Raw genomic sequence first — 13,577 nt, 5'->3', positions numbered from 1 at the left:
CTTCTTTATTGGTTTTGGTTGCAGGGACGGAGGAGCACAGCTTCGCTTCAGCTTGATCACACCATTTCTGCGAACTCAATTTCGTAGCGCTTTAGCATGAACAGACCTTGTGCTGTCAAAATCCATGCCTGTCTTGAGCGGCCATTATTCATAATGTGTGCTATCTGATGGAAGATTATGCCTACCAGCTTCTGGAGCTATAAAGATAGCATGAAGCAGGTTTGATCATTTATAGTATAGATATTGTTTTTATACTAAATCATTAGCTTTTTTGCTTAATAAGATACAGAGAAACGAAAAAAGAGAAACGTTTCTCACTTTTATGATGATGGGGGCTTGGGTTGTGAACAACGTTGTTTCGGAGTGGGCAGAGTCCCACTTTCCTTTATATACTGCTGACAGCATTTATTCGCTGTACTGCACCTCGAATTTTCCGATGTACACTATTCATGAGAATGTAACCGTATTGATTGCAATTGCCAGCGGCAGGGGCACTCTTCAGGCCGATGATCAAACTTACGAACTTGTAGAAGGTAGCGTCATGCTGCTCCCGGCGCATAGCCATGCCGTTTTAATTACGAATCTTTTGCAACCCCTTCATGCTTATAAGCTTTCAATCCGTACACGAGAGCAGGGGGCTCCTCTTCCCGAAAGTGCAATGATACGTAAAAGCGAAGTGGTCTCCAATCCCAATATTCAGTTCTTTCCCTGTGAACCTGTAATAGTGACTCATGTGGAGGAACTGTATATCAATCGTTCGCCAGCTAGTGAAGCCCGCCATGTGCAGAACCAAATTATATTTCACCAAATCATTCTCCAATTGTTGGAGCGAATGGAAGCCAAGTATGCTGCTGATGAGCAGCCGTCCATGGAACGCAGCATTGCTTATTTGGAAAACCACTATAGCGAAAAAATAACGCGTGAGCAGTTAGCTGCGATTGCAGGCGTGAGCCGATCTCACTATTCCATCCAGTTTAAGCAGCTCACCGGCTTTTCTCCCAACGAATACTTGTCAAGGCTGCGTGTTCACCGAGCCAAGGAGCTATTAATTAGCGGATCAGGCACGCTCCGGGAAATTGCCCTTAAGGTAGGGTACAAGGATGAATTTTATCTGAGCCGTCGTTTTAAGCAGCATACGGGAGCATCACCTTCAAGCTACAACCGCAGACCATTTCAACATGTGGCCGTATTGCTTACACCTTACGCCAGCCATCTCTTGTTGCTTGGTTTGGAGCCCGCTGTCACTATTTCGGAGAGCAGCGAATATGTGAAGACGAATGGTCTGGAGTCGCCGCAAACGATGATGTTTATCAATACGAACTGTTCTGCTGAACAGGTGAACTCGGTATTGCTTGATACCAACATCGAGTTGATCATTGCAGCCAAACAGCATTTGCACGAATATGGGCTGAATCCTGAACATTTGCGAGTTATAGCACCTATCGTGGAAATTTCATGGATGGAACTGGGATGGAAGGAGCACCTGCGTCGTATCGCTCATGCTATTCAGAGGAGCGAGCAGGCGGAGCGGTGGTTGGCCGCTTTTGAAGATGAGGAACGGGTAGCCCGTTCACTGGTGCAGCAAAGCACAATTGTTAATGAAATCATAACGATTGTGGTGATGAAGCCGGAGGGACTGTTCGTTTATGGAGCGCGGAATGTCGGATATGTAATCTATCAATCTCTAGGCCTAAAGCCCCCTGAATTGATCGGGCAGGAGATAAAGAGGCTGGGGGATCAATTTCATTCCGTTTCGATTGAACTATCAGAACTCGCAGATTATGCGGGTGCCCGATTATTAGTGATCATGTTTCCAGATGAAAAAGGTTCCACTGCACATACGGAAATGATATTCAGGTCTCCTTATTGGAGCAGGCTTCCTGCCGTACAGAGGAACTGTGTTCATCTGCTGGATCTGGATGAATGGGTGCCTTACAACCCGGTTTCTATTCGTTTGCAACTTCAACGCGCGGTAGCTTTATTTACAAGTAACCAATAATCCAAGTCATTTTCCAAACAAAAAGCCATGGTTGGGTATATATTTGACCCATATAATAGTTTATACCAATGAGAATGAATTTCATAATCAATCAAAGGATGCTATTAGCATCCTTTGCACGATACGATTAATCATTGAAACATAGCGTTTGGAAAGGGAGAGAGTCATCTTATGAAAAAGCTTTTTATTCCGCTGGTACTTGTTCTTGTAGTTGTATTAAGTGCATGCGGTGGAAATCAAGCGAACAATGCCGACAATGGTAAAAGTTCGCCTTCTGCGTCTTCTTCGGAGGCGAAATCCTCCACATTTACCTATCTATCCGAGAATGGCCCTGTAGAGGTTCCGACCCATCCGCAGCGCGTCGTTGTGCTTACCCGATTTTTAACAGGTAATGTGATGGCGCTTGGTGTACCGCTGGTCGGCGTGGACGAAATGTCCAAGAACAATCCGAATTTTGCTGAGGAGCTGAAAGGTGCAGAGGCGGTTACGGACGAAAGTCTGGAGAAGATCATTGAGTTGAATCCGGATCTTATTATCGGGCTTTCCGATATTAAAAATGTCGATAAATTTAAGCAAATCGCTCCTACTGTCACTTATACATATGGCAAGGTGGATTTCTTAACCCAGCAACGTGAAATCGGCAAATTGTTGAATAAAGAAAAAGAAGCACAAGCCTGGATCGATGACTTTACAGCCCGGGCCCAAAAAGCCGGAAAAGAGATCAAGGCGAAGATCGGAGCCAATGCAACAGTTTCGGTCATCGAGACGTTCAATAAGCAGCTTTATGTATATGGCGATAACTTTGGCCGCGGCACCGAAATTCTCTATCAGGAGTTCGGACTTCCTATGCCGAAAAAAGTGAAGGAAGCAACACAGAAAGAAGGTTATTTTGCTTTATCGACAGAGGTAATGAAAGATTACCTGGGTGATTACGTCATTTTCAGTAAAAACGCGGATGAGGACAATTCATTCCAGAACACCGAAACGTACAAAAATATTCCTGCCGTTAAGAATCAACGCGTCTTTGAGGCCAACGCAAAAGTATTCTACTTTAACGATCCGCTCAGCATGGAGTACCAGCTGAAATTTTTCATTCAACACTTTCTCGGTCAGTAGGATGTGAAGGAACTGGTTATCTCAACAGTTCCTTCACATATTTCATTAAAGAAAAGATGAGAGTCCATGAAGAATAAACAACGTGCTTTTCCTTTTTCGTATAAGCTCCTTGGCAGCGGGTTGGCACTCGTTTTGTGTTTCGTCATTTCCATGATATTCGGTGCAGCAGAAACGACACTACACGATCTATGGCTGGCACTGGCCTCCAGTGTCAAGGATGATAAAATTCTCATTCTACGCGAGATTCGACTGCCCCGCGAGCTGGCGGCTATTTTGGTTGGTGCCGCGTTTGCCGTGTCTGGGGCCATCATGCAGGGGGTCACTCGCAATCCACTGGCCGACCCGGGTTTGCTGGGTCTGACTTCAGGTGCTAATATGGCGCTCGCGCTGGCTTTTGTATTCATCCCGGGGATAAACTACTTTGGTATCATGGTAGCTTGCTTTCTTGGCGCTGCACTGGGAGCGGGTTTGGTCATCTTACTGGGCTCGATGCGCCAAGGCAATTTGTCCCCGATCCGAATCGTGCTTGCGGGAGCGGCTGTTTCTGCCTTTCTGTATGCCGTCTCGGATGGTGTCAGCATCGCTTTCAAAATTTCCAAGGACGTATCCATGTGGACTGCTGGAGGCCTGATTGGAACAACGTGGGGACAATTACAAGCTATTGCGCCGGTGATCCTTTTGGGAATTGCGGTAGCTCTGATGCTTTCCAACCAACTGAGTATTCTCAGCTTGAGTGATGAGGTAGCAACTGGATTGGGGCAAAATCTGGTGTGGATCAAAGGCATTCTGTTCGTCCTTGTCATTGTGATTACGGGTGCATCGGTCGCGCTCGTCGGAAACATGGCATTCGTAGGGCTGATGATCCCTCATATCGTCCGCAAAATGGTTGGTATTGACTATCGGTATATCCTGCCTTTTTCGGCTTTTGCGGGAGCTACATTTATGCTGCTTGCAGATACGCTGGGCCGCACGATTAATGCACCTTACGAGACGCCGGTAGCAGCCATTGTGGCCATGCTGGGCCTGCCCTTCTTTCTGCTCGTCGTGCGTAGAGGAGGTAAAGCTCTCTTATGATTCTGTCCGCGCTCGTTCGAAAACAGCGTCTGATTCTGTTGGTCAGTTTAGGACTAATTGTTCTTACCGCTATAGCCAGCATGGCTTGGGGATACTCGTCTTTGTCACTTGATAGACTGATTCCTGTTTTGTTCGGTCAAGGCACGTTCAAGGAAGAATTTGTCCTGTTCTCTGTCCGACTGCCACGGATTTTTATTACATTGCTGTCGGGCATGGCGCTTGCGTTGTCAGGCTCCATTCTGCAAAGTATCACCCGCAACGATTTGGCCGACCCGGGCATCATTGGCATTAATTCTGGCGCTGGCGTAGCAATTGCGTGCTTCTTTTTGTACTTCCCGATCGATGTTGGATCACTCGTTTATGTTTTGCCGCTAGCGGCCTTTATTGGCGCATTGGTAACAGCAGCTTTGATCTATGTCTTTTCGTATAGCCGAACGAGCGGGCTTGATCCCATCCGAATGGTGCTGGTCGGGGTCGGTTTCTCCCTCGCGTTGTCAGGGATTATGATCGTCATTATCTCCTCGGCAGAACGCTCAAAGGTCGATTTTATCGCAAAATGGATTGCGGGCAATATTTGGGGGACGGACTGGCCATTCATTTGGGCTCTGCTCCCCTGGTTGATCTTGCTGATCCCGTTTACCCTTTACAAGTCTCAACGTCTTAACTTACTTGCTTTGAGCGAAGCGTCGGCGATTGGCGCTGGTGTGCAAATTGAACGTGAACGCCTCGTTCTCATGCTGACCGCAGTTGCCGCGGCTGCATCGGCGGTATCCGTCACGGGCGGTATTGCGTTTATCGGGTTGATGGCTCCGCACATTGCCAAAGCACTGGTCGGCCCGCGCAATCAGTTGTTCATTCCCGTCGCCGTTCTGCTCGGCGGATGGCTGCTGTTAATGGCCGATACAATTGGTCGCAATCTCGTCGATCCCGACGGTATTCCCGCGGGCATCATGGTATCGTTAATCGGTGTGCCTTATTTCGCCTATTTGCTGCTTAGGAAGTAGCTCTGATGTGTAGCCGAGCAGGTTTCTCTATATGGATATTTTTTTGTCTCTTAGGTAGTCTATAGTTTGAGTTTCATACTATCCATTATTAAAAAAACGACAGCAATGTCGTTTTTTTGTTTGATAGATTTAATTTAATGTCCAACAAAAAAACTTGAAAATATATACATTATTTATATAAAATAGCAAATTAATGTTTAGACTCTTTTGATGGAATCGGATAATCTTATGAATACAAAAAAACAAAGGGGAGAATAGGATTTGAAACGAATTCTTATATTTTTCACAATTCTTTTAGCTTTTTTCTCAACAGAAACACAGATATTTGCTGACCAAACTAGTTGGACAAGCGAGACCAATTTAACGAAAAAAATCGACAGGGTAAGCCTGGTAACTGTTAATGGAAAGATATATTCAATAGGGGGACATGATCAGAATAAATTCTATGACACAATTGATGTTTATGATCCTGAAACTAAAACATGGACGCAAAAAGGGAAACTGCCAACAGTAAGAGGAACGGTAAGCGCTGCTGTATATGATGGAAAGATATATATTACAGGTGGCGAGCCTATAAACAGAAGATTAGATATTTACGATACAGTGACAAATGAATGGAAACAAGGAGAATCGTTCCCTAAAGATTTGGCTGGTTATGCTGCTCAATTTGTAAATGGAAAGCTGCTTGTAATTGGTGGATTCAATATGTATAACAATGCATCAGCAGATGTTTACGAATATGATCCAAGTACCGACACCTGGACTGCAAAGGCTAGTTTATCGACTCCGCGCAGATATACCACATCTGCTTTAGTGGATGGAAAGGTGTACGTGATTGGTGGTGCTAATGATTCAAAAGGCTTACTCTCTTCCATTGAAGAATATGACCCGCAAACGAATAAGTGGGCAACAAAGTCACCGATGTCCACACCACGTCATGGGCTGACAGCTGCAGTGTTAAACAATGAAATATATGTTATTGGAGGTAATACTGCAGCTGAAAAAATAAGCGGACCGGCAACAGATGAAGTTGAAAAATACAATCCCAAGACAGACACTTGGGCTACTGTACCTAGCATGCCAACTGCAAGGGGGCTTTTGTCGGCAGTGAGCTTGAATAATGCGATATATGTTGCAGGCGGATCCAATAGCTCCAATTACTATTCAGTTTTTGAGAAATATATGCCTGGCGATAACGGAGCCTCTCCGAGTCAACCAGGAGATCCAGGCACCTCTCAACCCGATAATCCGGTGGGAGATCGCGCCATTCTGGTAGTCACCATGACAACTGGTATGGAGAAGGAATTTGACTTAAGCATGAAAGAAGTTAATGACTTCATTTCATGGTATGAGGGTAAGCAGGCTGGAACAGGCTCGGCTTCATACGCGATCGATAAGCACGATAACAACAAAGGCCCATTTAGCACCCGAAAGGACTACATGCTGTACGATCGTATCCTAACATTTGAGGTAAGTGAATACTCAAGATAAAATCAAATTTCTGTTAGCCCTTTGGTATTCATAACAATAATCCACATGTGTCGCCCTGAGAGAAAATGCGGGAGTGCCCATGTGGATTATGTTATTTTACCTTTTGTCGAATGGACATAATCGTGCTAACGTTGACTGACAAAATTGGCGAGAATTTTTAGATACTCATCATTCACCAATTTTCTGGGGGCAAATATGGCTGTTAAAAAGGTTAGAGATTTGGAATGTGCGATTTGTTCATTCATCATGGAATGGTCGGCTTCAGGTAAATGGATGACGGACAGCAACTTTGAAGGCACCTTCTGGCGATATACGCGCTCGGTATCCTTTACATCAACATTAATATCCTTTCCAGCCAGAACCAGGAGTACCGGAGAATTGAAATCCCCTAATTCCGCAGTAGAATCGGACCTGAAATTTTTGCCTATAAAACACCATCTTTCTCTGGAAATTAAATTGTTGGGGTCAGCTATTTTCAGGTATTCCTCGTAAGAAGCTTGTTTTTTCAGTAATTGCAAAATCTGTTGATTGTAGTCCAATCTCTTTGTAATTTCCTGCGGAGTAGCCCCTGCTTGTTCCATCTCTGTTCTGGTATTAAATTGCCCTTGTGTAATCCAGTTCACGGCGGGCGATACAAGGATGCTAAAAGCAATATTGTGCTCCTCTTTAACGATCTTCGGAATGACCCATCCTGCTTGACTGGCTCCCCATAGGCCAATTTTTTGCTTATCGATCATCGGCAAGCTTCTCGCCCAGTCTATTGCATATTTGATCTCCTGTGCACGATCCTCCATGCTTTGATCCAGCCAATTGCCAGGAGCGCCGTTAATACCGGGCTTATTCAGTGACAAGGAGGCATACCCCTTGGAAGCGAACCTTTCCCACAGTGGTTTGTAGCCATCATCATATGTGTCATTGATGGGACCATCCCCATGAACAAAAACAACCAATCCAACCTTTCCTGAGTAGTCCTTAGGCAAAGCTAATGTACCCGTTAAAACCCCTTTGGGCGTCGAAATTTGTATTTTTTCTTCCGTCATCTTGTAGGAATTTTGATATAGAACAAGCAATATTAAGGCAACGGCCAAGCCTGCTGTAATACCAAGGGTAAGCTTAAATGCTTTTTTCAATGATGCTCTCTCCTTGAAGGCAGTTTCGTTCCTTTCCAGCTCATCAGATGCCATACAGGCTCCTTAAACCAAAAATGCCGCAAATAATTGTATTTGGATTGTTCTATTTCAAACGCTAATTTGTGATACAAATTTATAGCCCCCTGGTTCTTGTTCGCTACATGAAGCGTTAACAGATGGAAGCCGGAATCAATCGTAAATTGCTGTGCAAAAGCTAGAAAACGTCGTCCTATCCCCTGATTACGATGGCTTGAGCGAATGGCCAAATGATCAATGTAATACTCATCTGCGGCAGGTTTATAATCCAGCGTATGCATACCTGTCAAAAATTTAAATACATTGAAGCAGCCAAACTGTTTTATGAGCGGAGTCCAGGAAATGGATTTTTCGGTTGTAGGGAGCAAAGAGGAGCGTGCTTTCCATTTGAGGCAGAGGACACCGACCACTTCCTCATTCTCTTTAACTACAAATTGCTTCATCGTTGAAGGATCAGGGCCTGGAATCCAGACCTTCATAAGTAACTGCTGTATATCCTGATCCTCCAGTGTAACAAGAGCTTGAAATTTCGCTTTAAATGATTCCACTAAGAGCTTACATACAGCTTCATAGTCTTTCTTTTGATAAGGAACAATGTCAATTGATTCTGGATTCATGTAACGGCCTCCCGAACTCCAAGAAGTTTATTTTACTTTGACTTGAATCTCATATTGCAGCTTGTTGTTGTCAAACAAGGAAAGGTAGGATTTTTCTACTAAAATGGTTTTGCTGAGGCATTCATATTGTTGCTCAGCCGCATAGCGCTCCAGTTGTTGGATTTCATACTCAATCTCGTCGTCTTCAGTGACGGAAAAATGCTTGTAAAGATAGCTGCCTTCTTCCAGAATATAGTCAGCCGCATCTGTCATTTCTGTCGTTTCATAACATAGCTTCACCTGTCCAGAATCAGATAGATAATGCAGATCATTTTCGAATAATTGAGGCGGGGTAGGCCGTTGTTCGAATAGATCCCTGGCAGTGAGCTCTTGATCATTTTCAAATGCAAACCACAGCTTTAAATGTCGGGTGCCTAACAGCCTGATCTGATATTCATTGTCCTGCTGGGTGAGGTTATGATGTTCTTTTAGCACCTTGTGAATAAATTGTTCGAGCAGCTTCAAGTTAGCTATTTCATCCTGTACCCTCTGCAACGAATTCTCTAAAAGCTGGTTGTAATCATCGGCAGTGTACGAAGTCAGGCATTCTTCAATCTGTCCGACAGGGATATTTAATTTACGCAGCAATAAAATATGGGAAAGCTGATAAATTTCATGAAGTCCGTACATTCGATATTGATTTTTTTCTGTGTATGACGGGTACAGGATTCCCTTTTCTTCAAAATATCGCAGTTGATGTACAGATACATTCATAAGCTGTGAAAGCTGGCTAATCGTAATGTGTTTATTCAATGACAGGACTCCTTACTATGTAGTTGAATAATTCCACTATAAACCTTAGGTCAGACCTAAGGTCAACAGCATATTGAGCACAGCAAAGTTATTGGTGAACGAGCATAAATGATTTACCTGTTCGTGATAACCCGTTATAATCATAGGACTTGGATTAATGAGCATAACAAGATGTTCAGGATGAAGGTTAGAATGGGGAAATCATGTTGAAAAATTTTAAAAAGGTATACATTGAGATCACAAGCATCTGCAATCTCGCATGCAGCTTTTGCCCTCAGACACAGCGTGTCAAAAAGTTTATTGATCCGGAAGTCTTTCGGAACGTGCTTGACCAGGTCAAGCCGCATACAGATTACATTTATCTGCATGTCAAAGGAGAGCCGCTGCTTCATCCGAAAATTGATCTTTTGTTGGAAAGCGCTCATGAGAAAGGCTTAAAGGTCAATATTACGACCAATGGTACTTTGCTGCCCAAGACCGGACATAAGCTGCTTGGGCAACCGGCGCTGCGGCAGATGAACTTTTCTCTTCACAGCTTTGACGGGCATGAAGGCTCCGTGGACCGGGAAGGATATTTGGCTCATATTTTCACGTTTGTCAGAGAGGCTGTGAAGCATAATATCATTATTTCGTTCCGTCTCTGGAACCTGACGCCGGATAATTTAACCAATGTGGAGCGTCAGCGCAACCGGGCGACACTTGAGCAGCTGGAGCAGGAGTTTGGGCTGGATTACCGGATTGAGGAAAAGGTGGTACCTGGGAGCGGGATTAAAATTGCCCCCAATATTTATTTGAATCAGGATCACGAATTTGAATGGCCCAGCCTGAGTGCCCCGGAGGATGATGGCAAAGGCTTTTGCCATGCGCTTCGCAGCCAAGCGGCGGTATTAGTGGATGGAACGGTTGTCCCATGCTGTCTTGATGGCGAAGGCGTTATTAATTTGGGGAATGTGCACGAGCAATCTTTTACCGATATTGTGGAAGGGGAGCGTGCAAACCGTTTGTATTACGGGTTTTCCAGGAGAGAAGCGGTAGAAGAGCTGTGCCGGAAGTGCGGATACCGTCAACGATTTGGAACATAATAGACATTTGGCGAGTGCAGGCCTCGAATCTCTGACAAATCGCTATCCCCGTTTTGAGCTTAGACCCATAGGAAAAAGCCGTTAAATACCAAGGAATGATTGGTGTTTAGCGGCTTTTTTGTGTACCTAAAATATGTTCAGGCATTAACCAGCGCTTTGGTGTGTTGTTTGCCTGCCGAGAGAAGGCTATCGTTCAATTCAGGATCATTAACAGAACGTGCAAGCACAAGAGAGCCGACCATACTGCTGAACAATGCGCGACCCTTTGACAGATCCAGTTCCGCCAAATTGGAGATAAACGTAATCATTCGTTCCAACTCCTGCGTGAATATCTGCCGGATTTCTTCGGAAGAACGGGCTATTTCTACGGAAAGGGCAGGAATAATACAGCCAATTTCAGTTTGATCACGGTGATGGGTGCTTAAATAGTAGTCTATGACAACATTGATTTTGGGATCTTGCTTTTCCTGGTCAACAGCCTCTTCGGAGCTTGCTCTGGCTATCGAGATGGGCGCAACCGTAGAAGACTTGGCTCTAACCATTCATCCCCATCCCACACTGGGAGAAGTAATCATGGAGCTGCGGAGAACGCGGTCCGAAAGATGGGTAGTACAAAGTAGAGATTCCTTACGAAATCACTTCATGCCTGTGAGAATAATTATCAACTATAATGGGTTATAGTTTGAATATGCTATAAAACGGGACTATTATGTTCAGATTCTGACATAATAGTCCTTTTTTTGTCTCCGAAAAAGTTGACCTGATTTATGCTCGGCAGCAACAACATCTTCCGAAAATATTTTTCCACGTTGCATCGCATGTTTGAAAGGCTAGTATTTTGTCAAAAGTGGGTACTATATCCTATGTATGTGATGAGAATAATCTCCAAAGGGGAGCTATAAATGGTTAAAAAAATTCAGCTGCCATTGCAAACCTTAAGTCTGGTTGTTTCCTTTATGGCCTGGGTCTTGATCTCTTCCCTGATTTCTTACATAAGTCAGGATATTCCGCTGACGCCGGGACAAAGAGCGTGGTCCACCGCGATCCCGGTAATCTTGGGCTCTTTGCTGCGAATTCCGGCGGGGATACTGACCAACCGTTTCGGGGCAAGGTTGATGAATACGGTCAGCTTCTTTATTCTACTCGCTCCTGTCTACTACTTGAGCCAGGCTAATACTTTTCTGGATTTGGCGATCGGGGGCTTCTTTCTTGGGATAGGCGGAGCTACGTTCTCGGTCGGTGTGACTTCACTGCCCAAATATTATCCCAAAGAAAAGCAGGGCACCATCAACGGGATATACGGGATCGGGAACCTGGGTACGGCCATCTCTACCTTCGGCGCACCATGGGTGGCTGATGCGATTGGCTGGTCAAGAGCCCTTCAGCTTTTTTTGATTCTGCTCGTCCTTTTTGCTCTGCTGAATCTGTTTTTGGGCGATAAGCACGAAGAACGAGTACGAGGCTCCTGGAAGGATCAGCTCAAGCAGGTTTATCGCAACGAAAAGCTGTGGTTTTTCAGCATTTTTTACTTCATCACCTTCGGTTCCTTCGTAGCTTTTACAATCTATCTTCCCGGTTTTCTGGCCAGCTATTTTGAATTAAGCAAGGTGGATGCCGGACTCAGGACGGCGGGTTTTATCGCCCTGGCTACTCTTCTCCGTCCAGTAGGCGGGATACTGTCGGACAAGTCTAACCCCTTTGTAGTTCTTATGTTTGTGTTTTCCGGACTAACCCTGTCAGGAGTTTTGCTCTCTTTCGGATTGACCATGCCTCTTTTTACGTTGGGCTGTTTGATGGTCGCCGTGTGTGCTGGTATCGGGAATGGCGCGGTGTTCAAACTGGTCCCGCTTTACTTTTCCAAGCAGGGGGGCATCGCCAGCGGGATCGTCTCTGCTGCGGGCGGTTTGGGCGGTTTTTTTCCTCCACTGCTGCTTACCCTGTTGTTTGGGTGGACAGGCCACTATGCAATCGGCTTTATGGCCTTGTCCGAGGCTTCGCTGGCCAGCCTGATCCTTGTTCTGTGGGTATTTTTCAACAACAAGCTGGAGTTTGCGTCGAATATTATCAAGTCCACAGCCGATGCCGTGATGGTCACTGATGCCAAGGGCGTGATCCATACCGTAAATGCCGCCTTCACCGAGGTCACCGGCTATTCGAAAGAAGCAGTGATCGGCAAAACTCCCAATATACTCAGCTCCGGCTTCCATGATCGCTCTTTTTATAATGCCTTTTGGGACACTTTGTTGACTACTGGAAAATGGCAGGGAGAGATCGTCAACCGCAAGGCAAGCGGGGAGGTTTTTCGGGAGTGGCTCTCCGTAACGGCGATCACGAACGAGCAGAATGTCACTCATTATGTGGCTATATTCAGCGACCTTTCGCAGGCTGACTCCGTAATCGGGGAGGGTAAAGGCGACAGGCTGGCGGAAAATCAATTCTCAAAAAAAGCAACAAGAAAGGAGGCGGGGGATTCATGTCAGGACCCGCACTGAGACATGTGCACAGTCATTCGATGATTCATGAGGCGGCCTTAGGCGAAGCGAGAGAGCTTACCGAGCTGTTGGACAGAAGTATAAAAAAAGGCGAATTGGACAAGGCGGAGGAAATCGCCTACATCACGGTAGAGCATTGGGAGGGGCGTACGCTCCAGCATGCAGCCAGCGAAGAGGAAGGATTATATGTAGAAGCTGTGGGCATCAAGCCGGAGTTGAAGAACGTCATTATTTCCCTGACTCGCGATCATCAATTAATGCGGGAAATTGTCGCTGAGATTAAGGAACTGCTGGCGCAGGGCAAGGTGGGGGGCGAGCTTCTTGCCCGTTTTCAAGCCTTGATTGTCGTTGATGAACTGCATAACCGGGATGAAATGAACATGCTGGAAAAAGAAGTGGAGGGACTGCTTCATGAAAAATGAGACCTATACACTGGCGGCGATGCTTCCCGACAAACCGCTTCAATCCGTGGAGCCAAGGCTGTATCGGCTACTGGTACAAGAGCTCGAGCGGCTTCACCTTCATCCTTATGATGTAAAGGCGGGTGGCCGGGCCGATGATCACGGTATCACCGTCTACCTCCGATTTGGTGAGGAATTGGGGCAGGTCACCAGCAGGAAATTCTCATGGGCATTGGCGGAAGGTGGCGACGAGGAGGTCTTGGCCTTTTTTAAACAGTCGGCAGAAAAGATTAAGAAATTGATGATTGCCGATTATTTTAAAATGATGAAATCCTGACAAGGG

13 protein-coding genes and 1 pseudogene are annotated in these 13,577 nt (G+C 45.5%); 10 read left to right on the top strand and 4 right to left on the bottom strand.

The window, feature by feature from the left end:
• Positions 1-343: 343 nt before the first annotated feature.
• The 5 genes from KQI_RS0122060 to KQI_RS0122040 all read left to right on the top strand — a co-directional run bounded on the left by KQI_RS0122060 (position 344) and on the right by KQI_RS0122040 (position 6,684).
• Positions 344-1,999 carry a helix-turn-helix domain-containing protein gene (locus tag KQI_RS0122060; protein ID WP_010349044.1) on the top strand — a complete coding sequence of 552 codons (1,656 nt, stop codon included), beginning with the start codon at positions 344-346 and terminating at the stop codon, positions 1,997-1,999.
• 171 nt (positions 2,000-2,170) lie between these two features.
• The gene (locus KQI_RS0122055) at positions 2,171-3,115 is read left to right on the top strand and encodes an iron-hydroxamate ABC transporter substrate-binding protein (protein WP_010349043.1); all 945 of its coding nucleotides are present in this window, start codon (positions 2,171-2,173) and stop codon (positions 3,113-3,115) included.
• 66 nt (positions 3,116-3,181) lie between these two features.
• Positions 3,182-4,189, top strand: coding sequence for a FecCD family ABC transporter permease (locus KQI_RS0122050; protein WP_010349042.1), 1,008 nt, complete (start codon positions 3,182-3,184; stop codon positions 4,187-4,189).
• Positions 4,186-5,193, top strand: a complete 1,008-nt coding sequence (locus tag KQI_RS0122045; protein ID WP_010349041.1) for a FecCD family ABC transporter permease — start codon at positions 4,186-4,188, stop codon at positions 5,191-5,193. Before KQI_RS0122050 ends, KQI_RS0122045 begins: the two co-directional genes overlap by 4 nt.
• 261 nt (positions 5,194-5,454) lie before the next feature.
• Entirely contained in the window at positions 5,455-6,684 is a 1,230-nt protein-coding gene (locus KQI_RS0122040; protein ID WP_010349040.1) for a Kelch repeat-containing protein, read from the top strand.
• Positions 6,685-6,809: 125 nt separating this feature from the next.
• On the opposite strand, the gene KQI_RS0122035 is transcribed toward KQI_RS0122040, so the two are convergent.
• From KQI_RS0122035 to KQI_RS0122025, 3 genes are read right to left on the bottom strand one after another with little or no spacing between them, the layout of a single operon-like run.
• Positions 6,810-7,814, bottom strand: coding sequence for an alpha/beta hydrolase family protein (locus KQI_RS0122035; RefSeq protein WP_010349039.1), 1,005 nt, complete (start codon positions 7,812-7,814; stop codon positions 6,810-6,812).
• A complete protein-coding gene (locus KQI_RS0122030; RefSeq protein WP_010349037.1) occupies positions 7,811-8,467 on the bottom strand; it encodes a GNAT family N-acetyltransferase in 657 nt (218 codons plus the stop codon). The genes KQI_RS0122035 and KQI_RS0122030 overlap by 4 nt, the downstream gene beginning before the upstream one ends.
• Before the next feature lie 27 nt (positions 8,468-8,494).
• Entirely contained in the window at positions 8,495-9,259 is a 765-nt protein-coding gene (locus tag KQI_RS0122025; protein ID WP_010349036.1) for a helix-turn-helix domain-containing protein, read from the bottom strand.
• Between the two features lie 203 nt (positions 9,260-9,462).
• Here KQI_RS0122025 and KQI_RS0122020 point away from each other — a divergent pair, with 203 nt between their 5' ends.
• Entirely contained in the window at positions 9,463-10,341 is an 879-nt protein-coding gene (locus KQI_RS0122020; RefSeq protein ID WP_029390284.1) for a radical SAM/SPASM domain-containing protein, read from the top strand.
• A gap of 137 nt (positions 10,342-10,478) precedes the next feature.
• Here the strand turns inward: KQI_RS0122020 and KQI_RS27225 are convergent, their stop codons facing one another.
• A complete protein-coding gene (locus KQI_RS27225; protein ID WP_010349034.1) occupies positions 10,479-10,883 on the bottom strand; it encodes a hypothetical protein in 405 nt (134 codons plus the stop codon).
• Here KQI_RS27225 and KQI_RS28180 point away from each other — a divergent pair.
• From KQI_RS28180 to KQI_RS0122000, 4 genes and pseudogenes are all read left to right on the top strand, one after another.
• A pseudogene (locus tag KQI_RS28180) lies at positions 10,813-10,961 on the top strand (dihydrolipoyl dehydrogenase); the annotation flags it as partial. The gene KQI_RS27225 and the pseudogene KQI_RS28180 sit on opposite strands and share 71 nt — an antisense overlap.
• Before the next feature lie 282 nt (positions 10,962-11,243).
• Positions 11,244-12,833, top strand: a complete 1,590-nt coding sequence (locus KQI_RS0122010) for a nitrate/nitrite transporter (RefSeq protein WP_010349033.1) — start codon at positions 11,244-11,246, stop codon at positions 12,831-12,833.
• On the top strand, positions 12,815-13,255 hold the full coding sequence (locus KQI_RS0122005) for a hemerythrin domain-containing protein (RefSeq protein ID WP_010349032.1): 441 nt from the start codon (positions 12,815-12,817) through the stop codon (positions 13,253-13,255). The genes KQI_RS0122010 and KQI_RS0122005 overlap by 19 nt, the downstream gene beginning before the upstream one ends.
• Complete coding sequence (locus KQI_RS0122000) at positions 13,245-13,571, top strand: hypothetical protein (protein WP_010349031.1); 327 nt, start codon at positions 13,245-13,247, stop codon at positions 13,569-13,571. Before KQI_RS0122005 ends, KQI_RS0122000 begins: the two co-directional genes overlap by 11 nt.
• The last annotated feature ends 6 nt before the right edge of the window (positions 13,572-13,577 follow it).

Source organism: Paenibacillus peoriae KCTC 3763 (assembly GCF_000236805.1).
Taxonomy (GTDB): Bacteria; Bacillota; Bacilli; order Paenibacillales; family Paenibacillaceae; genus Paenibacillus; species Paenibacillus peoriae.
This window is presented reverse-complemented; position numbering and strand designations above follow the sequence as displayed.